The sequence below is a fragment of the Nocardiopsis mwathae genome (genome assembly GCF_014201195.1).
Lineage (GTDB): Bacteria > Actinomycetota > Actinomycetes > Streptosporangiales > Streptosporangiaceae > Nocardiopsis_C > Nocardiopsis_C mwathae.
In genome coordinates, this window is sequence record NZ_JACHDS010000001.1 from 475945 (window position 1) to 502851 (window position 26907).

Sequence of the window (26907 nt, forward strand, 5' to 3'; positions counted from 1 at the left end):
GTGGACGCATCCGTCGACCAGATCGTCGAAGCACTGCGCGCGTCGATGCTGGAGAACGAGAAGCTCCGGCAGCGCACCGCCGAGCTGGAGCAGAAGTCCGGCGAGCCCATCGCGATCGTGGGCATGGCGTGCCGCTACCCCGGCGGCATCGCTTCCCCCGACGACCTGTGGCGGCTGGTCGCCGACGGCCGCGACGGGGTCACCCCGTTCCCGGCCGACCGCGGCTGGGACCTCGACGGGCTGTACGACCCCGAGCCCGGAAAGCCCGGCAAGAGCGTCACCCGCGAGGGCGGGTTCCTGCACGACGCCGCCGACTTCGACGCCGGGTTCTTCGGTGTCGCCCCGCGTGACGCCGTCGCCATCGACCCGCAGCAGCGCCTCATGCTGGAAACGTCCTGGGAGGCCTTCGAGGACGCCGGGATCGCGCCGGCGACGGTGAAGGGCAGCCGCACCGGCGTGTTCGCCGGGGTCATGTACCACGACTATGGGGCCGGCTCCAGCGACGGCAGCCTCGTCTCCGGCCGGGTCGCCTACACGCTGGGTCTGGAGGGTCCGGCGGTCACCGTCGACACGGCGTGCTCGTCGTCCCTGGTCGCCCTGCACTGGGCGGCCCAGGCGCTGCGCTCCGGCGAGTGCGAGCTGGCGCTGGCCGGGGGCGTCACCGTCATGACCACGCCCGACATGTTCGTCTACTTCAGCAACCAGCGCGGCATGGCCAGGGACGGGCGGTGCAAGTCGTTCGCGGCGGCGGCCGACGGCACCGGCTGCTCCGAGGGTGTGGGCATGCTGGTGCTGGAGCGGCTGAGCGACGCGCGCAGGAACGGCCACCGGGTGCTGGCGGTCGTGCCGGGCAGCGCGGTCAACCAGGACGGCGCGAGCAGCGGGCTGACCACCCCCAACGGCCCCGCGCAGCAGCGCGTCATCCGCCAGGCGCTGGCCGCGGCCGGGCTGACCCCCGCCGACGTCGACGTCGTCGAGGCGCACGGCACCGGGACCACCCTGGGCGACCCCATCGAGGCGCAGGCCCTGCTGGCCACCTACGGCCGGACCCGCCCGGACAACGGGCGGCCGCTGCTGCTCGGCTCCATCAAGTCCAACCTCGGCCACACCCAGGCCGCGGCGGGCGTCGCCGGAGTGATCAAGATGGTGCAGGCCATGCGGCACGGCACCGTGCCCAAGTCGCTGTACAGCGATGACCCCACCCCGCAGGTCGACTGGACCCGGGGCGCGGTGGAGCTGCTGACCGACAACGTGCCGTGGCCCGAGAACGGGCACCCGCGCCGTGCCGGCGTCTCCTCGTTCGGGATCAGCGGCACCAACGCCCACGTCATCATCGAGCAGGCGCCGACCGAGCCGGAACCGGCCGCCGAAGCGGCCGTGCCCGCCGCACCACCCGCGGTGCTGCCGTGGCTGGTGTCCGCCAAGAGCGCCGAGGCACTGCGGGCCCAGGCCGAACGGCTCCGGGCGCACCTGGCCGAGCGGCCCGGCGCCGACCCGGGAGACGTCGCCCACTCCCTGCTGACCACGCGCTCCCTGTTCGAGCACCGCGCGGTGGTGGCCGGAAGCGGGCGCGATGAACTGCTGCGCGGCCTGGACACCCTCGCCGCCGGGGAGACCGGGCCCGGCGTCGTCAGCGGTGCGGTGGCCAGGGGGAAACTCGCCTTCCTGTTCACCGGGCAGGGCGCGCAGCGCACCGGGATGGGCCGCGAGCTGCACGCGGCCTTCCCGGTGTTCGCCGAGGCGTTCGACGCGGTCTGCGCCGAACTCGACAAGCACCTGGAGCGCCCCCTCAAGGAGGTCGTCTGGGCCGAGGCTGGGTCGGACGACGCCGGGCTGCTGAACCGGACCGCCTACACCCAGACCGGGCTGTTCGCCATCGAGGTGGCGCTGTTCCGCCTGGTGGAGTCGTGGGGGGTGAAGCCGGCCTACCTCGCCGGGCACTCCATCGGCGAACTCGCCGCCGCGCACGTCGCCGGGGTGCTGTCGCTCCCGCATGCCTCCGCCCTCGTCGTGGCACGCGCCCGTCTCATGCAGGCCCTGCCCGAGGGCGGCGCCATGGTCGCCGTCCAGGCCACGGAAGACGAGGTGCTGGCGCTGTCCGACACCGGAGACGAGGCGAGCATCGCGGCCGTCAACGGCCCCGCCTCGGTGGTGGTGTCCGGGGCGGAGGGCACCGTGCTGCGCATCGCCGACCACTTCGCCGAGCAGGGCCGCAAGACCCGCCGACTCACCGTCTCCCACGCCTTCCACTCGCCGCTCATGGAGCCGATGCTCGCCCCCTTCCGCAAGGTGGCCGAGGGACTGACCTACAGCGCGCCGACCATCCCGATCGTGTCGAACGTGACCGGTGCCCTGGCCGACCCCGAAGAGCTGTGCCAGGCCGACTACTGGGTCCGGCACGTCCGCGAGGCCGTCCGGTTCGCCGACGGCATCAGAACCCTGGTCGGTGAGCGTGTCACCACCTTCCTCGAACTCGGTCCCGACGGCGTGCTCAGCGCCATGGGACAGGAGTGCGTCACCGACGACGCCGACGTCGTGTTCGCCCCGGTGCTGCGCCGGGAACGCCCCGAGGTCCGCGAGTTCGCCGCCGGCCTGGGGCTGGCGCACGCGCGCGGCGCCGAGGTCGACTGGAGCGCCCTCGTCGACGGCCGGGCCGCGCGCCGGGTGGACCTGCCCACCTACGCCTTCCAGCGCCGCCGGTACTGGTCCGACGAGATGGCGGCCATGGGCACCACAACGGATGTGGCCGGTTTCGGCCAATCTTCCGCCGACCATCCGCTGCTCGGTGCCGCTCTGCCGCTGCCCGACACCGACGGCGTGGTCCTCACCGGGCGGCTGTCGCCGGGCACGCAGCGGTGGCTGGCCGACCACGACGTGCTCGGTTCCGTGCTGCTGCCCGGCACCGCGTTCGTCGAACTCGCGATCCGTGCCGGCGACCATGTGGGCACCGGCGTACTGGAGGAGCTGACCCTGGAGGCGCCGCTGGTGCTTCCGGAGAGCGGCGGCGTGGCCGTGCAGGTCGTCGTGGGCGGCCCGGACGAGGCGGGGGCCCGGCCGGTGAGCGTGTACTCCCGCGCGCAGAGCGACGCGGGTGAGGGCGCCTGGACACGGCACGCCTCCGGCACCCTCGTGGCCGAAGGAGGCGCGCCGTCGGCCCTGGAGGAGTGGCCGCCACCCGGCGCCACCGCGGTCGGCATCGACGGCGCCTACGACGGCCTGATCGAGCGGGGCTACGCCTACGGCCCGGTCTTCCAGGGCGTGCGCCGGGTCTGGCGGCGCGGGGAGGAGACCTTCGCCGAGATCGCCCTGCCCGAGAGCGCCCGGGAAGAGGCGGCCCGCTTCGGCCTGCACCCGGCGCTGCTGGACGCCGCCCTGCACGCCGACATGCTCGCCGGGGCCGACGACGGCTCGACCCGGCTCCCGTTCTCCTGGAACGGGGTGTCGCTGTTCGCCACCGGCGCCTCGGCGCTGCGGGTCCGGCTCACCCGGGTCGGCGACGGCGACGTCGCCATCGACCTGGCCGATTCCACCGGCGCCCCGGTCGCCCGGGTGGACACCCTCGTCTCCCGGCCGGTCTCCGCCGAGCAGCTGCCCGCCGTCTCCGGTGCCCGCAACGACTCGCTGTTCCGCTTCGACTGGACGGAGCTCGACCCGGGCGCCGCCCCGACCGGCGTCGGCACATGCGCCGTCATCGGCCCCGACCCCTTCGGGCTCGGCCCGGTCCTCGCGGCGGGGGGACTCGGGGGCGAGCACCACGACGACCTCGCCGCGCTCGGCCGCGCAGTGGGCGCGGGGGCGCCGACACCCGACCTGATCTTCGCGGCCTTCCCACCACCGGCCGAAAGCCGATCCGCGTCGGCGGTGGAATCGAGTGAGGAGACCGAGAGCGCCGGAAGCACGGATTCCCCGGCCGCCCGCGCCGCCGCGCACCGCGCCCTGGAGCTCGCCCAGGCGTGGCTGGCCGACGACCGCTTCGAGTCCTCCCGCCTTGTCGCGGTGACGCGCGGCGCGGTCGCGGCCGGGCCAGACGAGGATGTCCCCGACCTGGTCCACGCGCCGGTGTGGGGCCTGCTGCGGTCGGCCCAGGTGGAGAACCCCGAGCGGTTCACCCTGCTCGACCTGGACTCCGCGGGCGCCGCCGACCTGCCTGCGGCCGCGCTGGCGGCCGCCGCCGAGGCCGACGAGCCGTGGCTCGCGCTGCGTGGGGGAGCACTGCGCGTGCCGCGTCTGGCGCGCGTCGACGCGACCGCCCCCGGTGCGGACGGCGGACTCGACCCCGGCGGCACGGTTCTCGTCACCGGCGGTACCGGTGTGCTGGGCCGCCTGCTCGCCCGGCACCTGGCGGCCCGGCACGGCGCCCGGCACCTGCTGCTCACCAGCCGACGCGGCATGGACGCCCCCGGCGCCGCCGTGCTCAAGCGGGAGCTGACCGAGCTGGGCGCCGACGTCACGATCGCCGCCTGCGACGTGGCCGACCGTGACTCCCTCGACGGTCTGCTGGCGTCGATCCCGGCGTCGGCCCCGCTGACGGCGGTCGTCCACACCGCCGGTGTCATCGACGACGGCGTCATCCCGCAGCTGACCCCCGAGCGGATGGACCGGGTGCTGCGGCCGAAGGTGGACGCCGCGTGGAACCTCCACGAGGCCACCCGGGACATGGACCTGTCGGCGTTCCTGCTGTTCTCGTCCGCCGGCGGCGCGCTCGGCGGCCCGGGGCAGGGCAACTACGCTGCGGCCAACGTGTTCATGGACGCGCTCGCGCACCACCGGCGCGCGCTGGGGCGCCGCGCGGCCTCCTACGCGTGGGGTCTGTGGGCCGATGGCGGGCTCTCCGGCGACCTCGCCGACAACGACGTGGGCAGGATGGCGCGGGCCGGTGTGCTCGGGTTGTCGGTGGAGGAGGGCCTGGCCCTCTTCGACGCGATGCTGGCCATGGACGAGCCGCTGCTGTTCCCGGTGCGCCTGGACTTCGCGACGCTGCGGTCGGGCGGCGACGGGCAGCCGCCGGCCATGTTGCGCGGCCTGGTGCGGACGCCCGTGCGGCGCGGAGCAGGAGCGGCCGCGCCGGTCGGCGACGAACTCGCCGACCGGCTGGCCCGGATGCCCGGGAACGAGCGCGCCCCGGCCGTGCTCGACCTCGTCCGCACGAGCGCCGCCACGGTGCTCGGGCACGACGGCCCCGCCGCCGTCGGCCCCGACCGGGGCTTCTTGGAGCTGGGCTTCGACTCGCTGACCGCGTTGGAGTTCCGCAACCGGCTGCGCGGCGCGACGGGGCTGCGGCTGCCGGCCACGCTCATCTTCGACTACCCGACGCCCACCGCCATCGCCGACCACATCACCGCGCAGCTCGGCGGTGGGGAAACAGGCGCCGGAGGCGGTCTGGAGGCGGAACTGGCGCGCCTGGAGTCCGTCCTGGCGGGGGCCGCCCCGGACGCCGCCGAGGCCGACCGCGTCGAGGCGCGGCTGCGCGCGCTGGCCGCGAACTGGGCGCAGACCCACGGCACCGCGGGGGCCGGGGACGATGACGCCGACCTCGAATCGGCGACGGCGGGCGAGCTGTTCGACATCCTCGACAACGAGCTCGGCTCCGCCACCTGACCGATGCCCGCCCCTGCGCCCCCCGTGCCTCGCCGACATCGACGGAGGGGTGCGGGGGCGCCGCGTGGTCCTGGTGTACCAGGCTGTCATCGGGGTTGGCGCCGCGACCGGGGATGACCGCACTCGCGATTCGGATGCGCAGCGTGGCGGATCGACTCCGAAAAGCACGTTCTGCGAGGTCGTCCGAGGCCGACCGAGCGTCTAGGGGGAAAGTCGACAAACTTTAGGGGGTGAGAATCGTAGCGGCGGCCGCCCCGTCCTCGGTCTAATTGAAGTTAGCTTACTTATCCGAACGTATGTCCAGGTTCGGCCATGAGCGCGGAACGTGCCCGAGAGCCGTCGCGCGGGGGATGGGGTGCCGGCCCCGGCCGGACCACATGGAATCGCCTGACCGAATGGATGAGTGCGGATGACAGTGACAGAGGCGGACGACATCGGGGGGACGGAAGCCCCGGAGGCCACGACCACACCGCCCGACCTTCGCGCGCGGGTGGCCGAGCTGACCCAGTTCGCCGAGGCCGCCCGACAGGGCCCGGGGTTGCGCGCCACCGAGGCCCAGTGGGCCAAGGGCAAGCTGACGGTGCGCGAACGCATCGACCTCCTCTTCGACGAGGGCACCTTCCGGGAGATCGAGCGGTTCCGCCGCCACCGCGCCAGCGGATTCGGGCTGGAGGCCCGCCGCCCCTACACCGACGGCGTCGTCACCGGCTGGGGTCTGGTCCACGGCCGCAAGGTCTTCGTCTACGCCCACGACTTCCGCATCTTCGGCGGCTCCCTCGGCGAGGCGCACGCCGAGAAGATCCACAAACTCATGGACCTCGCCGAGTCGGCGGGGGCGCCGCTGGTCGCCCTCAGCGACGGTGCCGGCGCGCGCATCCAGGAGGGTGTCACCGCACTCGCCGGCTACGGCGGCATCTTCCGCCGCAATGTCCAGGCCTCGGGTGTCATCCCGCAGATCAGCGTGATGCTCGGCCCGTGTGCCGGCGGAGCCACCTACTCGCCGTCTCTCACCGACTTCGTGTTCATGGTCGAGGGCACCGCGCAGATGTACATCACCGGGCCCGACGTCGTGCAGTCGGTGACCGGCGAGCAGATCAGCCACGAGGACCTGGGCGGCGCCCGGGTACACGCCTCGGTCTCCGGCGCCAGCGGCTTCGTCTACGACGACGAGAAGGAGTGCATCGAGGAGGTCCGCTACCTGCTGTCGCTCCTTCCGCAGAACAACCGTGAGCTTCCCCCGGCGGTGCATGCCGACGACCCCGCCGACCGCCGCAACGACGCCCTGGTCGACCTCGTCCCGGCCGACCCCAACCGCTCCTACGACATGCGCGCGGTCATCGAGGAGATCGTCGACGACGGCGACCTGTTCGAGGTGCACGCCTCCTGGGCGACCAACATCATCTGCGGGTTCGCCCGGATGGACGGCCACGTGGTGGGCATCGTCGCCAACCAGCCGGCCGTGCTCGCCGGCGTGCTCGACATCCACTCCTCGGAGAAGGCCGCCCGCTTCGTGCAGGTCTGCGACGCCTTCAACATCCCCCTGCTCACCCTCGTGGACGTCCCCGGCTTCATGCCCGGCAAGGAGCAGGAGCACGGCGGCATCATCCGGCACGGCGCCAAGCTGCTGCACGCCTACTGCGCGGCGACCGTGCCGCGGATCCAGCTCATCGTCCGCAAGGCCTACGGCGGCGCCTACATCGTGATGGACTCCCGCTCCATCGGATCCGACCTCTCGTTCGCCTGGCCGACCAACGAGATCGCGGTGATGGGCGCCGATGGCGCGGCCAACGTCGTCTTCCGCCGCGAGATCGCCGCCGCCCCCGACCCCGAGGTGGCCCGCGAGCAGCGGATCAAGGAGTACCGAGAGGAGCTCATGCACCCCTACTACGCCGCCGAGCGCGGCCTGGTGGACGACGTCATCGACCCCGCGCTGACCAGGTCGACCCTCATCGACGCCCTGGAGATGCTGCGGACCAAGCACGCGCCGCTGCCCGCCCGCAAGCACGGCAACCCGCCCGTCTGATGGGCGCGGCGCAGGAGGGCCGGGAGGCCCCGTTCATGCGGATCGTCCGGGGGTCCCCGGACGACGAGGAGATCGCCGCGATCACCGTCGCGGTCATGGCCCTGATGCGGAGCCGGGCCGAGGAGTCCGGCCCGTCCCGCCCGGCCCCGAGGTCGGCGCGGTGGACCCAGTGGCGCGGCTACTGCCCGCCCGGGGCCTGGGCCGAGGACTATCCGGTGGCGAACGCCGGGCGGCGGCCGGTCGCGGCCGGAAGAGGAGCGGTGTGACAGTGGTACAGCCAGGAGAGCGCGAAGGCGGCGCGTGGGTCCGCCGGTTCCACCCGGCGCCGGAGGCCCGTACGCGCCTGGTCTGCTTCCCGCACGCGGGAGGGTCGGCCACCTTCTACCACCCGGTCTCCCAGGCGATGTCCCCGGCGGTCGACGTCCTCGCGATCCAGTACCCCGGGCGCCAGGACCGGCGATCCGAACCGTGCGTCGACGACATCGCGAAGCTGGCCGACCTGGTCGTGGGTGAACTGCGCCCGTGGGCGGACCGGCCCCTGGCCATGTTCGGCCACAGCATGGGTGCGTCGCTGGCTTTCGAGGTGGCGCGGCGTTTGGAAGCCGACGGCGTGACCGCCACCGCGTTGTTCGTTTCGGGGCGCCGTGCCCCCACGGCGTTCCGGGACGAGCGGGTGCACCTCGCCGACGATGACCGGATCATCGCCGAACTGAAGCGGATGAGCGGCACCGACGCCGCCGTGCTGGGCGACGAGGAGATCCTGCGGATGATCCTTCCTGCGGTGCGGGCCGACTACCGGGCGGCCGAGACCTACCGCTACACACCCGGGCCGGACGTGAGCTGCCCGATCATCGCGATGACGGGCGACGACGACCCGCAGGTGACCCTCGACGAGGCGCGCAAGTGGGCGGACCACACCAGCGGTGGGTTCGACCTGCAGGTGTACTCCGGCGGGCACTTCTTCCTGACGCACCACGCCGCGGCGGTGATGCGGGCCATGACCGACCGCATCGAGGGCCGGTCGGCCGTCGGGGACTGAGAGCGGCCGCGGCGCCGTCCCGGTCGGGCGAAAGCGGAAACACCCCCGGCGGTACCTCGGGAAATGCGTGTGCGGCGGCGGGCCGACCGCGACCGGAGATTATCCCGGATTCAACATGCGATCATATTGGTTCCACGGCGGCGTTCAGCCCCCTCGGCACCTTCGGCCACTTCCGGCCAGGTGGGGGGCGGAACGCCGCCCGGCATTCATCCGGGGTTCACGCGCGGCTGCACCTCGCATAATTTCGACACCATTCAACGTCAAGATCGTTTTCGTGGGAAGGGCTCGGCGCGGAAATGATCTTGCTCGTCTCCGGTGACCTGCGGTTTCCTTGCGCGGGGTCACGATCGCATGAGGACCGTGGCGGGATCATTTCCGTGTCGATAAGGTGAATGCGGCCGGGCGCCGCCTCGCCCGCGCGCCGTGTCGGCCGCGCTCCTCCAGGGGCCGTGTCGCCTTGGCCGCAGGCGCTGAAGTACCATGGGCGCACGCCGTCGCGGAGTCGCGTGAACATCATGTGAAGCGCGTGTTTCGGGTGTTCGACGGTTTTCCGGTTTCGGCTGCCAAGAGACGTTGCGCCGACCGTGGGAAGTCCGTTGCCTGTCGCCCGGGTTGCCATTCGTGGTGCCCCCGGCGACCTTTTCGGTGACGAGGCCTGAAAGCCCCCCGCCTGACGTGGAGATAGTGCCCATAAGTGTACACACGCGTGCGGAGAGTCGCAAAGTTAGACGCTTGTACTTCACTTTCTCTCGCGGGTAGGTTGGCGTGGGGCAGAGAGGGGTCCGGGTCGCACCGACTCACCCTTTTATGCAGGCTCGCAATTAAGAGGACGGTGACGCGGATGCAGATGGCGGAGCGGAGAGTTGAATTAGAGACATTGAATCGACTGTTCACCGAGAGTGTGCACGGCAAGGGCCAGGTCGTGCTCATCACCGGTCCCGGTGCCAGTGGCAAGAGCGAACTCGTCAGCGCGTTCCACGGGCGTGCCGAGGACGAGGGGGCGCTGGTACTCAGCGCCGCCGGCTCGCGTGCGGAGCGCGTCCTGCCGCTCGGGGTCATGGGCCAGCTGTTCCGGTCCGCGGTCCTGCCCCACGAAATGACGGAACAGGTGGAGCACCTGCTGCGGCCGGAGCCGATGGGCTTCACCGCCGACGAACCGGACCCGGTCACCCTCGGACAGCGGCACGCGCAGGTGGCCTACGGGCTCTGCGCGCTGCTGCTCGAACTGGCCCGGGACCGCCCCGTGGTGCTGAGCGTCGACGACGTCCACCACGCGGACGGCCCCAGCCTGCAGGCCCTGCTGTACATCCAGCGGCGGCTGACGTCGAGCCGGACCATGCTGGTGCTCAGCGAATGGCAGCAGCCCCGGCCGGCCTACCCCCTGTTCCACGCCGAGCTGACCCGGCAGCCCAACTGCACCAGAGTGCGGCTGGCACCGCTCTCCGGGCTCGGGGTGGAGGAGCTGCTGCGCGAGCACATGGCGGCGGAGGACGCGCGCAGGCTCGCCCCGGTCTTCCACGCGGTCAGCGGCGGCAACCTGGTCCTGCTGCACGGGCTCATCGAGGACCACTGCACCGTGGCGGCGGTCGGGCACGGCGGCGCATGCGCGGACGCCGCCATCGCCACCGGGGAGTCGTTCCGCCAGGCCGTACTGTCCTGCCTGCACCGCTGGGAGCCGCGGCTGCTCGAAGTGGCGCAGGCGGCGGCCCTGCTCGGCGAGTCCGCGTCGGCGTTCGCGGTCGCCCGCCTGCTCAAGGTGAAGGCGGCCTCGGTCGAGCCGGTGCTGGGCGCGCTGAACACGACGGGTCTGCTGGACGACGTCCGGTTCCGGCACCCGGCGGTCCGCGCCGCGGTGCTCGGCGACCTGGCCCCCGAGGGCCAGGCGGTCATGCACCTGCGGGCGGCGCGGCTGATGTACCAGGACGGGGCGGCTCCCGCGGAGATCGCCGGCCACCTCATCACCGCGGGGGGCGGTGTCGACGAGGGCTGGATGGCCGACGTGCTGCGGGACGCGGCCAAGCAGGCGCTCGCCACGGGGGAGGCGGAGCGCGCCATCGAATGCCTGGACCTGGCGCTGCAGGCCTGCGGCGACGAGCGTGAGCGCGCCGCCATCACGGCCCTGCTCGCCCGGGTGCAGTGGGGGGTGAACCCCTCGGCGGTCTCCCGGCTGATCCGGCCGCTCACCGCCGCGTTCGAACGGGGGCACCTGGACGGGACCGACGTCATGGCGCTCGGCCGGTACCTGTTCTGGCACGGCCGGGGCGAGGAGGCGGCCACCACGCTCGGCTGGTTCGACGGGTCGCCGCATGAGAGCGACTCCTGGACGCAGGCCGAGCTCGACCTCACCCGGGACTGGCTGCGCCTGTGCCACCCGCGCCTGCCGACGGCCGAAGGCACCCCCTTCACGGCCAACGGCGGCGCACCGGGGATGGCCGCGGTCACGGCACCGGGGGCGGCGCAGCGGACGGCGCAGCGCAGAGGCGGAGCGGGAACGTCGGCGGAACGGCATCGGGGAGTGCGCACGGAGGCCACGCTCACCGATGTGATGAACAACGGCCGGGGTGACGAAGCCATCGGCCGTGCGGAGCAGGTGCTGCAGAGCTGCCGGCTGTCCGACACGGTGATGGAGTCGGTGCTGGGGGCACTGCTCGTCTTCATTCATGCCGACCGGCTGGACAAGGCCGTGCACTGGTGTGTCACGCTCGGGGACGAGGCCAAGACCCGAGGGTTGCACGCCTGGTCGGCGACGCTGGCCGACATGCGGGCGCGCGTCGCGCTGCGCCAGGGCGACCTGGCGGCGGCCGAGCGCCACGCCCGCCAGGCGCTGGCCGACATGTCCCCGCAGAGCTGGGGGGTGGCCGTCGGCTCGCCCATGGCCCACCTCCTCCAGGCGACCACCGCCATGGGACGGCTCGCCGAGGCGGAGGAGCTGACCGAGCAGGTCGTTCCGGAGGACATGGCGCACACCTGGTTCTGGCCGCGCTACCTGTACGCGCGCGGCCACTACTACCTCGCGTCCAACCGGCTGCACGCCGCGCTCGGCGACTTCCAGACCTGCGGCGCGCTGCTCAAGGACTGGAACCTCGACCTGCCGGGGCTGCTGCCGTGGCGGACCGCCTCGGGCCAGGTGTACCTGCGCCTCGGCCGCCCGGAGGCGGCGCGGGAGCTCGTCGTCGAGCAGCTCGGCCGGCCGGGCGCCGGTAACCCCCGGGTCCGGGGTGTGTCGCTGCGGGTGCTGGCGGCCACGGGCGACGTCAAGAAGCGGGCACCGATGCTCAAGGAGGCGGTGGAGCGCCTCCAGGAGAGCGGTGACCGGCTCGAACTCGCCCTGGCCCTCGCCGACCTCAGCGACGCCCACCACAAGCTCGGCGAGTTCGCGCGGGCGCGGCTGATGGCCCGCCGCGCCAAGCAGATCGCCAAGAGCTGCCACGCCGAGGCGCTGTGCCAGCGGCTGCTCCCCAGTGAGGGGGCCGATGGTGCGGGCGATAAGGCGGCGGGACCCTCATCTGAGACCGAGGTGTTCGCCGTGCTCAGCGACGCCGAACGGCGGGTGGCCGCCCTCGCGGCGCTGGGTCACACCAACAGGGAGATCGGGGGCAAGCTGTTCATCACGGTGAGCACCGTCGAGCAGCACCTGACCCGGGTCTACCGCAAGCTCAACGTCAACCGCCGCACCGATCTGCCGACCGAGCTTCCCCTGCTCATGGCGGACACCGCGGGGTGAGGCGGTCCCGTGCGGCGTCCCCCCGACCGCACGGGACCGCCGTCCGGAGGCGTCGCCGACGCGTCCGGGCCCCGGCGGCCCCAGGGCGTGTCCACCGGTTCGGTGGACACGCCCTTCGCCGTTCGTGGACCCGGGCCCTCCTCGGCCCTCCTCACGGGCAGGGAACGGGGACCAGTCGGCCGTCGGTGATGGCGACGGCGTCGTCGCACGCCTCCTCGGCCACCTCGTCGGTGTCGGTGGACAGGACGGCGGTGCCGCCGCCGTCCACGAAGTCGCGCAGCATCTCCCGCATCAGCTCGGCGGACTCCGCGTCGACACCGGCGAACGGGTCGTCCAGCAGCAGCAGCCGCGGTTCGGGCAGCAGAGCCACGACGAGCCCCATCTTCTTGCGCATGCCGGTCGAGTACTCACGGACCAGCGTGGTCTCGGCCTCGGTCAGGTCCCACAGGCCCAGCAGCCGCTCGGCGCGGACCGCGAGCTTGACCGGGTCCAGCCCGTTCCACATCGCGACCGAGGTCAGCCAGTCGCGGCCGGTCCAGTGGTCGGGGATCGTCGGCTCGTCGGGCAGGGTCCCGAGGACCGCCTTGGCCCGCGCGGGCTCCGCCCACATGTCCACCCCGAAGATCCGGACATCGCCCTCGTCGGGCGGGAGCAGGCCGACCGACATCGACCACAGGGTGGTCTTCCCGGCTCCCTCAGGGCCGACGACGCCGAACACGCAGCGGTCCGGGACACGGAGATCGGCGTGGTCGACCACGAGCCTGTCGCTGAATTGCTTGCACAGTCCGTTCAGTTGCAGGGCGAAGGACCGGTCGGCGTCCACGGAGGTGCCGTTCGGTCCGGCGCGGAACCCGCGGGCGGCTGGGGCGCTTAATTCTACCGACGATCGCACGGGAGATCCCACCTTCGAAGCTTATGACAGGTATGTGAGTTTCCTGAGATGCCCGCAAACGAACGGAACATCGGACGAAAGCGGATCGCGTCATGATCGTGCTCGCGTCGCGGGAGAATATCAGTCGGGGGATCGGGCGCATGCAATTGTTGTCGACGGGGGCGCGCCCGGTCGGGCGATTCCGGCCGTTGTGCACGTCCGGCTGTGTCGTTCTGGTGGGCCTTAACGGCCACGGGGCGGGGGTTGGATTTCGGTGGCGAGTATACATACGTCTTAGTCATTTGTGTAGCAAGAGGGGGTGTGGCGGGCCCGCACGCCACCGCGCTGCGCACGTCGGCCGCCGGCCGGGCCGCGCCCGGGCCTCCGGCGTACTCCGGCGTACTCCGGCATATGCTCTGGTTTTCCTGACGCCTTTAGCCTCCCAGGTCATGGCGGGGTGGTGCACGGGTGTGTTTACCCCGGCCCCGCACGGGTGCTGTCACCACATTCGACGTCGATCACGCATGTCGTCCCCGACCGATCGAAACCGGGATGTCAGGGGTGCACTCACCACAATGGTGGTTACTAGGGGTGGCGGTCCGGCTCTCCTGTGGAGGTGTCCGATCGACTTCCACAGGACGATCGTGTTGCATCCCTGAATGTGTCACGACCGGCGCATCGGAATTGCGCGGGATCCGGGGCGATCAATTGGTTCCACCGGCACCCCCTAATTTCCCGACGGGGACACCACCCACAATGGCGAACAGGTCCTGATATGTCGCCCCCGAGTATCCGGCCGTCGGGACCCGCCGTGAGCGGTCGAACCCCGTGTCGCCCCGCGTCGGGGCCGGTCGGCGGCCCGTGACATCCCGGCGTGCGGCGGCGCGACCCCGGGCGGGCCCGTAGGTGGAAAACGAGGCCGCGGGCGGAAAACACGAAAGGGAACATCCGACCGGATGTCCCCTTCGACGCGGTGCCCCCTGCAGGATTCGAACCTGCGCACACGGCTCCGGAGGCCGTTGCTCTATCCCCTGAGCTAAGGGGGCGTGGCTTGCGGGAGTAACTCTAGCAGGGGCCGAGGGGTGGATCGCGCAATTGATCCCGGGATCGCCGATACCGCGGCGGTCGGAGCCGCCGGGGCGCTAGTCTCACGGCCGTGGGTGATGTGCTGGCACGGGTACTGGTGGTCGACGACAACGAGGTGATCCGCCAGCTGATCAGTGTGAATCTGCAGCTGGAGGGCTTTGAGGTGCACACCGCCGTGGACGGGCAGGACTGCCTGGAGCAGGCGGCCGAGGTGCGGCCCGACGTGATCACGCTCGATGTCATGATGCCCCGGCTCGACGGTTGGGTCACAGCGTCGCGGCTCCGGGAGAGCGAGGAGACCCAGGACATGAAGGTCCTGCTCATCACCGCCCGTGCCCAAGGCGACGACCTGCGGCGCGGCCGGGAGATCGGGGTCGACGGCTACCTCACCAAACCGTTCGAGCCGACCGAGCTCATCCGCATCGTGCGCGACCTCGCCGGGCTGCCGCAGGACGGGTGAGCCACGGCATGGACGACGGCCCCCAGGACGGCGGGCGGCGCGGAGCGCCGCCGCCGGTGCCCGCCCCTGATGCGGGCGCGACCCCGCGGTGGGTGGACGAGCTGCTGCGCACGGCCGCCGCCGAGGTGAGCGGCGTCGGCCTCGACCGGGTCCCCGGCGCCCAGCCGCGCCGACCGCCCGCGGGCGCGCCCGGAGACTTCGCGAGTGCGCTGCCGCTGCGGTTGGCCGGAGCGGCGCACACCCCGGCCGACCGGCTCGCCGCCGATATCGCCGCAGCCCTGCGCGCCCATCCACAGGTGGTGGACGCCGCGGTCGAGGGCCGGGGCTTCGTCAACCTCACCCTCACTCCGGCCGCGCGGGTGTCGCTGGTCCGTGCGGTCGGCGACGGCGCCGCCTACCTCACCGGCGGCGGGCCGGGCACGGCGGGGGAGCCGAGCCTCGGCGCTCCCGACCCCGGGGCGCCATCGGCCGCCACGGCGGCCCAGAGCGCCGTCGGCCGTGGCGGTGCACCCGTGTGGGCGCTGTCGGCCCTGCACACGGCGACCTCCGTCGAGGAGGCGCGCATCCTGGCGCGCGACGACGCCCGCCGACGCATCGCCCACGCGCGCGAGGCCGTCCACGCTGGCGCCGACGACGTCGTCCGCCCCCGGGGCAGACCCCCATCGAGCGGCCCGCGCCAGGCCGCGCCCGCCACCGGGGCGCAGGCCTCCGGCCCCGCGCGCATCCCCGAGGTGAGCTGGCGCGACCCCTACCTCGACGAGCGGTCGCCCCGCGGCCCGGTCGCGCGCCTCCTGTCGGTCACCGGCGAGGCGAGCGCCCGCGTCGCGTTCTGCCGTTCCATCCCCGAGCGGCCCCGCAGGGGGGAGGTGACCGGGCCCGGCCTTCCCGCCGTCCCCACGGCAGAGGCCCCCGGCCACTGGGCGCGCCACACCGACGCCAACCCCGCCTTCCGCGTCCGCTACGCCCACGCGCACGCGGTCTCCACCCTGGCCTGGTCCTTCGCCCGGGGCTGGGACGTACCGGCGCTTCCCGAACACGCGATCACCGGCCGGACCGCAGCGGCGGCCGGCCGCCCCCTGTCCGGCCACGTCGGCCCCACCACGACCACCGGCCTCACCCCCGCTGCCGTCGCGGCTCTGGACGAGCCGCCCGCCGCCGCGCTCATCGGCGAACTCTTCGACGGCCCCGGCGTCCTCGCCACCGCAGCGCGCCGTCGCGAACCCCATATCCTGGTCCGCTACCTCGAAGGTCTGGCGATTGCCTACCATGAATGGCGGGAATCCCGCGGCGCCGCAATCGGGGACATGATCGGACCGGAAACGGCCGACGGCGCGTGCGGGGAGGGCATCGCCGCGCGGCTCGAACTCTGTGCCGCCGCGGCCGGTGTGCTCGGAACGGGGCTGTCCCTGCTCGGTGTGTCCGCACCCACGCGGCTGTGAACGACCGGGCCCCGGCCCGCAACATCCGTGCGTCCCGCCGCCCGGAACGGCCCCGCGCCGTCCCCGGGCTGCCGGACCCGCCCACATGACGCACCTACCGAACCCAGCCGAGAGCCCACGCCCATGAGCCGTTACGCCCACCCCGCAGGCCCGCGTCACGCGGACGTGCTTCCCGAGGAGCACCCGCCGAGCCCGCCGCAGGACCTCACCGAGCTCGACCCCCGGGTCTGGCCCGCCACGGCCCGGCGCGTCGACGGCGAGATCGCCATCGGCGGCATCGGCGTCTCCCGGCTCGCCGAGGAGTACGGGACCGCCCTGTTCGTCCTGGACGAGGAGGACTTCCGCGCCCGCGCCCGCGACTACCGAGAGGCCTTCGCCCCCGTCGGCGGCGACGTCTACTACGCGGGCAAGGCACTGCTCACCAAGGCCGTCGCGCGCTGGGTGCGCGAGGAGGGCCTCAAGCTCGACGTGTGCAGCGGCGGCGAACTCGCCGTCGCGCTCGCCGCCGACTTCCCCGCCGAGGACATCGGCATGCACGGCAACAACAAGTCCGAGGCCGAGCTGGCCCGGGCCGTCGAGGTCGGCGTCGGCCGGATCATCGTCGACTCCTTCGACGAGATCGACCGCCTCGACCGGCTGGCCGCCGCCCGTGGCAGGGTCCCCAAGGTGCTGATCCGCGTCACCACCGGCGTCGAGGCGCACACCCACGAGTTCGTCGCCACCGCGCACGACGACCAGAAGTTCGGCTTCGCGCTGAGCACCGGCGCCGCCCAGGAGGCGGTCCGCCGTGCCCTGGCCGCCGAGCACATCGAGCTGGTCGGCCTGCATTCGCACATCGGCTCGCAGATCTTCGACATGGCCGGGTTCGAGGTCGCCGCGCGCCGCGTCACCGAGTTCCTCACCCGCGTCCACGCCGAACTGGGCGTCACCCTGTCCGAGCTCGACCTCGGCGGCGGACTGGGCATCGCCTACACCTCCGGTGACGCCCCGCTGGCCCCCAAGGCCATCGCCGAAAGCCTGGTCTCCATCGTCCAGCGCGAGTGCGCGGCCGCCGGCCTGCCGGTCCCGCGGATCGCGGTGGAACCCGGCCGCGCGGTCGCCGGCCCGTGCGGCATCACCCTCTACCGGGTCGGCACCATCAAGGACGTCGAGGGCCTCCGCACCTATGTCAGCGTCGACGGCGGGATGAGCGACAACATCCGCACCGCCCTGTACGGCGCCGAGTACACCTGCGTGCTGGCCTCCCGAGACAGCGACGCCGAACCCATGCTCTCCCGCCTCGTGGGCAAGCACTGCGAGAGCGGCGACATCATCGTCCACGACCTCTACCTCCCCGCGGACCTGCGCACCGGCGACCTCGTGGCGGTCGCGGCGACCGGCGCCTACTGCTACTCCATGGCCAGCAACTACAACCACCTGCCCCGCCCGGCCGTCGTCGCCGTCCGCGACGGCGCCGCCCGAACGCTGGTGCGCAGGGAGAGCGAGGACGACCTGCTCCGCCTGGACGTAGGCTGAGTGGCCGCGGCCCCGAAGCGCAGGAGCGCCGCGGCCAACCGTGATCGGCACGAATGCACGAGATGAGAGAAGTGGGAGTCACCCCCAGATGGCAATGAAGGTGGCGCTGCTCGGATGCGGCGTTGTGGGCTCGGAAGTGGTGCGGCTGCTCAACGAGCGGTCGACCGAACTCGCCTCACGGATCGGGACGCCCCTGGAGATCGGCGGCATCGCGGTGCGCCGGCTCGGGCGGACCCGCGGCACGGGGCTCGACCCGGAGCTGTTCACCACCGACGCCATGGGCCTGGTGACGCGGGACGACATCGACCTGGTGGTCGAGGTGATCGGCGGGATCGAACCCGCACGCTCGCTCATCCTCGCGGCGATCAAGTCCGGCAAGTCGGTCGTGACCGCGAACAAGGCGCTGCTCGCCGAGGACGGCGCGACCATCCACGCAGCCGCCCGCGATGCCGGGGTGGACGTCTACTACGAGGCGTCCGTCGCCGGCGCCATCCCGCTGCTGCGTCCGCTGCGCGACTCCCTGGCCGGGGACACCGTGCACCGCGTCATGGGCATCGTCAACGGCACCACCAACTTCATCCTCGACCGGATGGACACCCTGGGCGCCGGGTTCGCCGAGTCACTGGAGGAGGCGCAGGCGCTCGGCTACGCCGAGGCCGACCCGACCGCCGACGTCGAGGGCTTCGACGCCGCGGCGAAGGCCGCCATCCTGGCCCGGCTCGCCTTCCACACCCAGGGTGTGACCGCCGCCGACGTGCACCGCGAGGGCATCACCGAGGTGACCGCGGGCGACATCGCCAGCGCCAAGGCGATGGGGTGCGTGGTCAAACTCCTGGCCATCTGCCAGCGCTCCGCCGACGGCACCTCGGTGGGCGTGCGCGTGCACCCCGTCATGCTCCCCCGCGAGCACCCGCTGGCCACCGTGAACGAGGCCTACAACGCCGTGTTCGTCGAGGCCGAGTCCGCCGGGCGGCTGATGTTCTACGGCGCGGGCGCCGGCGGCGCACCCACCGCCAGCGCCGTCCTCGGCGACCTCGTCGCCGTCGCCCGCAACCGGCTCGCGTCGACCGCCGTGGCCGAGGGCGCACACGACACCGGGCTTCCGGTCCACCCGATGGGCGACACCATCACCCGCTACCACGTGGCCCTCGACGTGGCCGACCGGCCGGGCGTGCTCGCCCGCGTCGCCGAGGTCTTCGCGGGCAACGGCGTCTCCATCAAGAACGTCCGCCAGGAGGGCCACGGCGACGACGCCCAGCTCGTCCTGGTCAGCCACCCGGCACCCGACGCCGCACTCGCCACGACCGTGGAGCAGCTGCGGGTGCTCGATATGGTCCGCTCGGTCGCCAGCGTGATGCGCGTCGAGGCCTCCGGCGACGACGGCTGACACCGGGGCCACGGACCCCGCCCGCACCGCACCCACCCGGACCGGTGCCCCCTGCTCCGATGGCCTCGGGAGAACGGTTCCGATTCCGACGGGAAGCTCCGACCGTTCCCCCGAGGCCATCGGAGCAGGGGCGTGTCCTGTCCCACCGGCCGAGACCACCGTGCCGCGGATTCCCGGGTCGCGGGCTCTGGGGCCTAGAATCGGTGCAGATCACCAGGGCGCACGGGACGGCCGAAACGGCCTCGGTTCCTACCGTAGGGCCGCCGCACACGGCACGCCCCGCCGCCTGACGCATCGAACCCAACGCAAGTCCCACCCACTCGAAAGGGCCCTGTCGTGAGCATGGCACGGGCGTGGCGAGGGGTCGTCGAGGAGTATCGCGACCGCCTTCCTGTCAACCCGAACACCCCGGTCGTCACCCTGATGGAGGGCGGAACCCCGCTGGTACCCGCCCGCCGGGTCTCGGAGCTGACGGGGTGCGAGGTGTTCCTCAAGGTCGAGGGGCTCAACCCCACCGGGTCCTTCAAGGACCGCGGCATGACGATGGCCATCACCAAGGCGGCCGAGGAGGGCGCCAAGGCCGTCATCTGCGCCTCCACCGGCAACACCAGCGCGAGCGCCGCCGCCTATGCGGTGCGCGCCGGGATGACCTGCGCGGTGCTGGTCCCGCAGGGCAAGATCGCGATGGGCAAGCTCGCCCAGGCGCTGGTGCACGGCGCCAAGCTGCTGCAGGTCGACGGCAACTTCGACGACTGCCTGGAGCTGGCCCAGAAGCTCTCCGTCGACTACCCCGTCGCGCTGGTCAACTCGGTCAACCCCTACCGGCTGCAGGGGCAGAAGACGGCGTCCTTCGAGATCGTCGACGCGCTCGGCGACGCCCCCGACATCCACTGCCTCCCGGTCGGCAACGCCGGGAACATCACCGCCTACTGGATGGGCTACAAGGAGTACGCCGCCGACGGCGTCTCCACCCGGCGGCCGCGCATGTTCGGATTCCAGGCGAGCGGGGCAGCGCCGATCGTCAGCGGAGAGCCCGTCCAGCAGCCGCGCACCATCGCCACGGCGATCCGCATCGGCAACCCCGCGTCGTGGAGCCATGCCGAGGCGGCCCGTGACGAGTCCGGCGGGCGGATCGACTCGGTGACCGACCGGCAGATCCTGGCCACCTACCGGCTGCTCGCCGCCGAGGAGGGCGTGTTCGTCGAACTCGCCTCCGCCGCCAGCGTCGCCGGGCTGATGCAGGCCGTCGAGGAGGGCCACATCGAGCGCGGCAGCCGTGTGGTGTGCACCGTGACCGGAAACGGCCTCAAGGACCCCGACTGGGCGCTGGCCGGGGCGTCGGCCGCGACGACCGTCCCGGTCGACGCGCAGGCGGCGGCGACCGCGCTCGGGCTGGCCTGATCCGGCCACACCGGCGTCTCCGCCGCATCACTCCCCGGGGCCGCCCGGCCCGGGGGAGTGCCGGGCCCAGCGCCGTGCCCGTGGCCGGTTCCGGCCAATTTGTCGGGTTTTCGGATCCGTTCCCGACGTGTCCCGGAACCGGCCGCCCGGACGACTCCGGCCCCCGCCCGCGCGGCGGGCCGACCGCGTTTCCAACCTTCGGAGTGATGTGATGTCTCAGCTGCGCCCGGGCAGGGTGCTCGTCCGTACCCCCGCGACCAGCGCCAACCTGGGGCCGGGTTTCGACGCCCTGGGGCTCGCCCTGGGGCTGCACGACGAGGTGGAGGTCACGGTCCGTGACGACGACCGCGTCACCGTCGACATCGTAGGAGAGGGCGCCGACGACCTGCCGCGCGACGCCTCGCACCTGGTCGTGGCGGCGATGCGGCGCACGTTCGAGGTGGCCGACCGCCCCCTGCCCGGCCTGGATCTGCGCTGCCGCAACGGCATCCCGCACGGCCGGGGGCTGGGGTCCTCCGCGTCGGCGATCGTCGCGGGCGTGACCGCGGCCGCCGTCCTGCTGGGCAAGGGCGACCCGGCGACCGGGGAACTGGATCGCGACCACGTCTTCGGCGTGGCGGCCGATATCGAGGGACACCCCGACAACGTCGCACCCTGCGTCTACGGCGGCTTCACCATCGCGTGGCGGGGCACGGCCGGCTGGGGGGCGCTCTCGCTGCCGCCTTCGCCGCGGCTGCGTCCGGTGGTGTGCATCCCCGAGGAGCGGCTGTCCACCGAGCGGGCCCGCGGCCTGCTGCCCGCGTCGGTGCCGCACGCCGACGCGGCGTTCACGGCCGGGCGTTCGGCGCTGCTCGTTGCGGCCGTTTCCGGCCACCCGGAAATGCTGATGGAGGCGACGGAGGACCGGCTGCACGAGGGTTATCGGGAACCCGCCATGCCCGCGAGCGTGCGGCTCATCGGTGAGCTGCGGAAGCACGCCGGTCTACCTGCCGTGGTCTCGGGTGCGGGACCCACCGTCCTGGTGCTGGGGTACGCCCCGGAGGTCGGCGCGGACGCCGGGATCCCCGACGTGGCGGGGAACGTCGCACGAATCAGTGCGGACCTGGTTGATTCAATACGCGAGCGAACGGGTACTGGTTGGCACATACGCCCCTTAACAATCGATCCGGCAGGGGTGTGGATCAGTTCTCCCCGTTCATAGACCTGTGTCGAGGAATAGCTGTGGGCTCCGGTGGTGTTAGGCTAGGTGAAGCACCAGATGCCCCGTTGCGGGGCGTGTGCTCATCCGCCACAGTCTTCTCCGTGTCCAATGCGCACATGGTCGCCTCCATGCACGCGCTACACCCGGTGATCTCTGTGTTGAGTTCGCGGCGCACCCGTGACTCTGCCCTCCCTACCGAAGTCGGTTCCTCGTTCGGCGAGAGCGACAGAATGGTCCACGGGCGGCGTATCCGAGCTCATCGCCCCAACGTCTGGCTGCACCCAGAGCCCGCCGTGAATGGGTAGGAGCCGCACGTCGGTTCCCGATGACATCCAGCTGGGGCAAGCCCGACCCGGCCCCCGCCGGTTCGCACCACCGGGCCGGCCGTTACACGACACGATGACGGCCTGAGCCCGCTCCTTGGGAAGGACCCTTAGTGAGCGACACCACCGAACTCCACACGGACGCGGCGGTCAGTACGCACGACAACCAGACCGCGTCCGCTGCGGAAGCCGGCGACGCCGCCCCTTCAGCAGGCAAGACCGCGGCGGCCCGGAGCCGAAGCGGCGGCACGGGTCTGTCCGCCCTGAAGCTCACGGAGCTTCAGCGGCTCGCGTCGAGTCTCGGTATCACGGGTACGGGGCGGATGCGTAAGAACGACGTCATCGCCGCCATCGAAGCCAAGCAGGGCGGCCCGGTGGCCGCCCCGTCGACCAGGAAAACCCCGAAGACCTCTGAGAATCGCACGGGAAGCGGTAAGGTCGACGACACCGACGGCGCGTCCGCGGCCCGTCGTCCCGCCGCGAAGAGCGCGGACAGCGGGGCGGCGACGGACGCTCCGGTGACCACCGAGACCCCCGCTGTCACCGACGAGGGGGCGAAGGAGCAGGCTGAGCGTTCCGAGAAGCCCGCTCGCAGCCGCCGGTCCCGCAGGCGCGGCGACGACTCCGGTGACCAGACCAGGCCGTCGGACGGCACCGACCCCTCTACCACCGCGAGCAGCGTGACCAAGACATCCAGCACCCCGCAGAAGAGCGGCTCCGACTCCGCGAACGGCCAGTCCACCTCGGGCGGCCGCGAGCGCCAGCGCAACCGCCGCAACCGCGGCAACCGTGAGGAGACCGCCGCCGCCGACACGTCCACACAGGACACTGGCCGGAAGGGCGGTGGCCAGAGCGGCCGCGACACCTCCGACGACGACTTCGGCTCCGGTGGCCGCCGCCGCGGGCGGCGGCGCGACCGCCGCGACCGCCGCGGCCGCGACCGCCAGGACACCGAGCCCGTGATCAACGAGGACGACGTCCTGCTGCCGGTCGCCGGCATTCTGGACATCCTCGACAACTACGCCTTCGTGCGCACCACCGGCTACCTGCCGGGCGCCAACGACGTGTACGTGTCGCTGGCCCAGGTCCGCAAGAACGGCCTGCGCAAGGGCGACGCCATCACCGGTGCCGTGCGCCAGCCCCGCGAGGGGGAGCGCCGCGAGAAGTTCAACGCGCTCGTGCGGCTCGACACCATCAACGGAATGGCGCCCGACCAGGCGCGCAACCGCCCCGAGTTCGCCAAGCTCGTGCCGCTGTACCCGCAGGAGCGGCTGCGCCTGGAGACCGAGCCGAACATCCCGACGACCCGGATCATCGACCTGGTGTCGCCGATCGGCAAGGGGCAGCGCGGCCTCATCGTCTCGCCGCCCAAGGCCGGAAAGACGATGGTGCTGCAGTCGATCGCCAACGCGATCACCGAGAACAACCCCGAGTGCCACCTCATGGTCGTCCTCGTCGACGAGCGGCCCGAAGAGGTCACCGACATGCAGCGCACGGTCAAGGGCGAGGTCATCAACTCGACCTTCGACCGCCCTGCCGAGGACCACACCACCGTCGCCGAGCTCGCCATCGAGCGCGCCAAGCGGCTGGTGGAGATGGGCCTGGACGTGGTGGTGCTGCTCGACTCCATCACCCGGCTCGGGCGCGCCTACAACCTCGCCGCACCGGCGAGCGGGCGCATCCTGTCCGGCGGTGTCGACTCCACCGCGCTCTACCCGCCCAAGCGGTTCTTCGGCGCGGCCCGCAACATCGAGAACGGCGGCTCCCTGACGATCCTCGCCACCGCGCTGGTCGATACCGGCTCGCGGATGGACGAGGTCATCTTCGAGGAGTTCAAGGGCACCGGCAACATGGAGCTCAAGCTCAACCGGCAGCTCGCGGACAAGCGGATCTTCCCCGCGGTCGACGTCGTCCAGTCCAGCACCCGTAAGGAGGAGATCCTGATGTCGAGCGAGGAGCTCAACGTCATCTGGAAGCTCCGCCGCGTGCTGCACGGGCTCGACGCCCAGCAGGGCCTGGAACTTCTCCTGGAGAAGATCAAGGACACCAAGAGCAACGCCGAGTTCCTGCTGCAGGTGCAGAAGACCACGGTGGGGTCCGGCGAGAGCTGAGTCCCACCGGTCGCAGACCCGCACACCGGCGGCCCGCCCCACCACACGTGGCGGCGGGCCGCCGCCTTTCGGGCGCTGCGGCCTGCCCGGACGCCCGGTGCCGCGCCGCGGAGCGGCACCGGGCGTCCGGGGCCGGGTCCACGGCCGGCACCGATCGGCGGGAATAGCGGCTGGTCGGTTCCGGGTTGAAGGTCTGGCAGACTGGTATACGAAGAATCGCCCCCGCACGTGCGGGGGCCATCCCAGGTCATACGACCGCCGCGGTACCGGTTCACGCAGGCCACAGGTGTGCACCCCCGCCCATGCGGGGACGGACCCGAGTCCACTGCCTCATTGCGACCGCCGCCTTCGGCATGCGTCCGGCGACCGCCCTTAGCGAGGAGATCCACGTGAAGGCCGACATCCACCCCGACTACGTTGTCACCGAGGTCACCTGCACCTGCGGCAACAGCTTCGTGACCCGCAGCACCGTTACGCAGGGCAAGATCCGTGCGGACATCTGCTCCGCCTGCCACCCGTTCTACACGGGCAAGCAGAAGATCATGGACACCGGCGGCCGGGTCGCCCGCTTCGAGCAGCGCTTCGGCAAGCGCAAGTAGCGTCTGCCCCGGCGGGTCCGGTCGCGCGCCACGACGAACGGCGCGCGACCGGACCCGCGCACCAGGTTCGACGAGGCCGCGCCCCGTACCGGCACGGGCGGTGCACCGGTCTGCAGGCCGGGGTGAAACCAGACGCTACCGATGAGGACGAGACGTGAAGCTGGACGACCTTCTGGGCGAGTACTACGAGCTTGAACAGCAGCTCGCCGACCCCTCCGTGCACGCCGACCAGGGGCGGGCGCGCCGCCTCGGCAAGCGGTACTCCCAGCTCACCCCCATCGTCACCGCCTACCGCGAGCTCAACCGCGTCGAACGCGACATCGAGGCCGCCCAGGAGCTCGCCGCCGAGGACCCCGCCTTCGCCGAGGAGGCCAAGGAACTCGCCGCGGACAAGGAGCGGCTGACCGAGCGCCTGCGCTTCCTGCTCATCCCACGCGACCCCGCCGACGACAAGGACCTCATCATGGAGGTCAAGGCCGGCGAGGGCGGCGAGGAGTCCGCGCTGTTCGCCGGCGACCTGGTGCGGATGTACCTGCGCTACGCCGAGCGCCAGGGATGGAAGACCGAGGTCATCGACGCCACGTCCTCCGACCTCGGCGGCTACAAGGACATCACGATCGCCTTCAAGAACCGCGGTACTCCCGAGCCCGGCCAGGGCGTGTGGCCGCGGCTCAAGTTCGAGGGCGGCGTGCACCGCGTCCAGCGCGTCCCGGTCACCGAGTCCCAGGGCCGCATCCACACGTCGGCCGCCGGTGTGCTCGTCGTCCCCGAGGCCGAAGACGTCGAGGTCGAGATCAACGAGAACGATCTGCGCATCGACGTGTACCGGTCCTCCGGCCCGGGCGGGCAGAGCGTCAACACCACCGACTCCGCGGTCCGCATCACCCACGTCCCCTCCGGCATCGTCGTCTCGTGCCAGAACGAGAAGAGCCAGCTGCAGAACAAGGAGCAGGCCATGCGGATCCTGCGCGCCCGGCTGCTCGCCGAGGCGCAGGCCGCCGCCGAGGCCGAGGCCGCGGCCGAACGCAAGAGCCAGGTCCGCACGGTCGACCGCTCCGAGCGCATCCGCACCTACAATTTCCCGGAGAACCGGATCTCCGACCACCGTGTCGGCTACAAGGCCTACAACCTCGACCAGGTCCTCGACGGGGAGCTGGGCGGAGTGCTGCAGGCGCTCATCGACGCCGACACCAAGGAAAGGCTGGAGCAGGCGCAGTCATGAACTTCCTGCTCGACGAGGTCGCGCGGGCCACGCTGAGGCTGGCCGAGGCGGGGGTGGCCTCGCCCCGCACCGACGCCGAGGAACTCGCGGCGTTCGTGCACGGCGTTCGTCGAGGAGAGCTGCACCAGGTTCCCGACGCCGACTTCGACGCCCTGTACTGGGAGTGTGTCGCCCGCCGGGAGGCCCGCGAGCCCCTGCAGCACATCACCGGACGCGCCTACTTCCGCTATCTGGAGCTGCAGGTCGGCCCCGGCGTCTTCGTGCCCCGCCCGGAGACCGAGATCATGGTCGGCTGGGCCATCGACACCCTGCGTGCCATGGACGTCGCCGACCCCCTCGTCGTCGACCTCGGCACCGGCTCCGGCGCCATCGCCATCTCCATCGCCCAGGAGGTACCGCGCTCCCGCGTGCACGCCGTCGAGGTCGACACCGAGGCCCTCGCCTGGGCCAAGCGCAACATCTCCAACAGCGGCCACGCCGACCGCATCACCCCCCACCAGGCCGACATGCGCACGGCCCTGCCCGAGCTCGACGGCAGTGTCGACCTGCTCATCACCAACCCGCCCTACGTCCCCACCGACGACTCCGGCCAGATCCCGCCCGAGGTCCGCGACTACGACCCGTCGCCCGCCCTCTGGTCGGGAGCCGACGGCCTCGACATGATCCGTGAACTCGAAGGCGTCGGCCGCCGCCTGCTGCGCCCCGGCGGCGCCATGGCGATCGAGCACGGGGACGGCCAGGGCATCGACATCCCCCACCTGTTCCCCGAGGAAGACGGCTGGCGCGACGTCCGCAACCGCAAGGACCTCGCGCACCGGGACCGGTTCGTTGTCATGCGCAGGGCGGACACCTAGGCAAGAGTGGTCCCGCCGCCATGGCGCGCGTCTGCAGATGGAATGGAATGGTGA

Annotated in this window: 16 protein-coding genes and 1 tRNA gene; 15 read left to right on the top strand and 2 right to left on the bottom strand. The window is 72.2% G+C overall.

Annotation, left to right across the window (positions count from 1 at the left end):
- From HNR23_RS01785 to HNR23_RS01805, 5 genes are all read left to right on the top strand, one after another.
- Complete coding sequence (locus HNR23_RS01785; protein ID WP_343070384.1) at window positions 1–5598, top strand: type I polyketide synthase; 5598 nt, start codon at window positions 1–3, stop codon at window positions 5596–5598.
- Window positions 5599–6007: 409 nt separating this feature from the next.
- Entirely contained in the window at window positions 6008–7621 is a 1614-nt protein-coding gene (locus HNR23_RS01790) for an acyl-CoA carboxylase subunit beta (protein WP_184072848.1), read from the top strand.
- 35 nt (window positions 7622–7656) lie between these two features.
- On the top strand, window positions 7657–7887 hold the full coding sequence (locus HNR23_RS01795; RefSeq protein ID WP_184072850.1) for an acyl-CoA carboxylase subunit epsilon: 231 nt from the start codon (window positions 7657–7659) through the stop codon (window positions 7885–7887).
- A complete protein-coding gene (locus HNR23_RS01800; RefSeq protein WP_343070385.1) occupies window positions 7884–8660 on the top strand; it encodes a thioesterase II family protein in 777 nt (258 codons plus the stop codon). Before HNR23_RS01795 ends, HNR23_RS01800 begins: the two co-directional genes overlap by 4 nt.
- Before the next feature lie 847 nt (window positions 8661–9507).
- Window positions 9508–12384: a helix-turn-helix transcriptional regulator gene (locus HNR23_RS01805; protein WP_281381933.1), complete on the top strand. Its 2877-nt coding sequence runs from the start codon at window positions 9508–9510 to the stop codon at window positions 12382–12384.
- Between the two features lie 151 nt (window positions 12385–12535).
- Here the strand turns inward: HNR23_RS01805 and HNR23_RS01810 are convergent, their stop codons facing one another.
- Together HNR23_RS01810 and HNR23_RS01815 are read right to left on the bottom strand one after the other, a co-directional pair.
- Entirely contained in the window at window positions 12536–13207 is a 672-nt protein-coding gene (locus HNR23_RS01810; protein ID WP_184072854.1) for an ATP-binding cassette domain-containing protein, read from the bottom strand.
- Window positions 13208–14229: 1022 nt separating this feature from the next.
- Window positions 14230–14301: transfer RNA gene (locus tag HNR23_RS01815), tRNA-Arg, on the bottom strand.
- Window positions 14302–14411: 110 nt separating this feature from the next.
- Between HNR23_RS01815 and HNR23_RS01820 the strand changes: the two genes are divergently transcribed.
- From HNR23_RS01820 to prmC, 10 genes are all read left to right on the top strand, one after another.
- Complete coding sequence (locus tag HNR23_RS01820; RefSeq protein ID WP_343070386.1) at window positions 14412–14801, top strand: response regulator transcription factor; 390 nt, start codon at window positions 14412–14414, stop codon at window positions 14799–14801.
- Complete coding sequence (locus tag HNR23_RS27105) at window positions 14798–16240, top strand: DALR anticodon-binding domain-containing protein (protein ID WP_184072856.1); 1443 nt, start codon at window positions 14798–14800, stop codon at window positions 16238–16240. Before HNR23_RS01820 ends, HNR23_RS27105 begins: the two co-directional genes overlap by 4 nt.
- 123 nt (window positions 16241–16363) lie before the next feature.
- Complete coding sequence (lysA, locus tag HNR23_RS01830; protein WP_184072858.1) at window positions 16364–17755, top strand: diaminopimelate decarboxylase; 1392 nt, start codon at window positions 16364–16366, stop codon at window positions 17753–17755.
- An 88-nt stretch (window positions 17756–17843) separates the two neighbouring features.
- Window positions 17844–19142, top strand: coding sequence for a homoserine dehydrogenase (locus HNR23_RS01835; protein ID WP_184072860.1), 1299 nt, complete (start codon window positions 17844–17846; stop codon window positions 19140–19142).
- A gap of 342 nt (window positions 19143–19484) precedes the next feature.
- The gene (gene thrC / locus HNR23_RS01840; RefSeq protein ID WP_184079727.1) at window positions 19485–20543 is read left to right on the top strand and encodes a threonine synthase; all 1059 of its coding nucleotides are present in this window, start codon (window positions 19485–19487) and stop codon (window positions 20541–20543) included.
- 211 nt (window positions 20544–20754) lie between these two features.
- Window positions 20755–21744, top strand: coding sequence for a homoserine kinase (gene thrB, locus HNR23_RS01845; protein ID WP_184072862.1), 990 nt, complete (start codon window positions 20755–20757; stop codon window positions 21742–21744).
- A 436-nt stretch (window positions 21745–22180) separates the two neighbouring features.
- Window positions 22181–24178, top strand: a complete 1998-nt coding sequence (gene rho, locus HNR23_RS01850) for a transcription termination factor Rho (protein ID WP_184072864.1) — start codon at window positions 22181–22183, stop codon at window positions 24176–24178.
- A 389-nt stretch (window positions 24179–24567) separates the two neighbouring features.
- The gene (rpmE, locus tag HNR23_RS01855; RefSeq protein WP_184072866.1) at window positions 24568–24777 is read left to right on the top strand and encodes a 50S ribosomal protein L31; all 210 of its coding nucleotides are present in this window, start codon (window positions 24568–24570) and stop codon (window positions 24775–24777) included.
- Window positions 24778–24931: 154 nt separating this feature from the next.
- Window positions 24932–25999: a peptide chain release factor 1 gene (prfA, locus tag HNR23_RS01860; RefSeq protein WP_184072868.1), complete on the top strand. Its 1068-nt coding sequence runs from the start codon at window positions 24932–24934 to the stop codon at window positions 25997–25999.
- Window positions 25996–26853: a peptide chain release factor N(5)-glutamine methyltransferase gene (gene prmC, locus HNR23_RS01865; RefSeq protein ID WP_184072870.1), complete on the top strand. Its 858-nt coding sequence runs from the start codon at window positions 25996–25998 to the stop codon at window positions 26851–26853. Before prfA ends, prmC begins: the two co-directional genes overlap by 4 nt.
- Window positions 26854–26907: the final 54 nt, after the last annotated feature.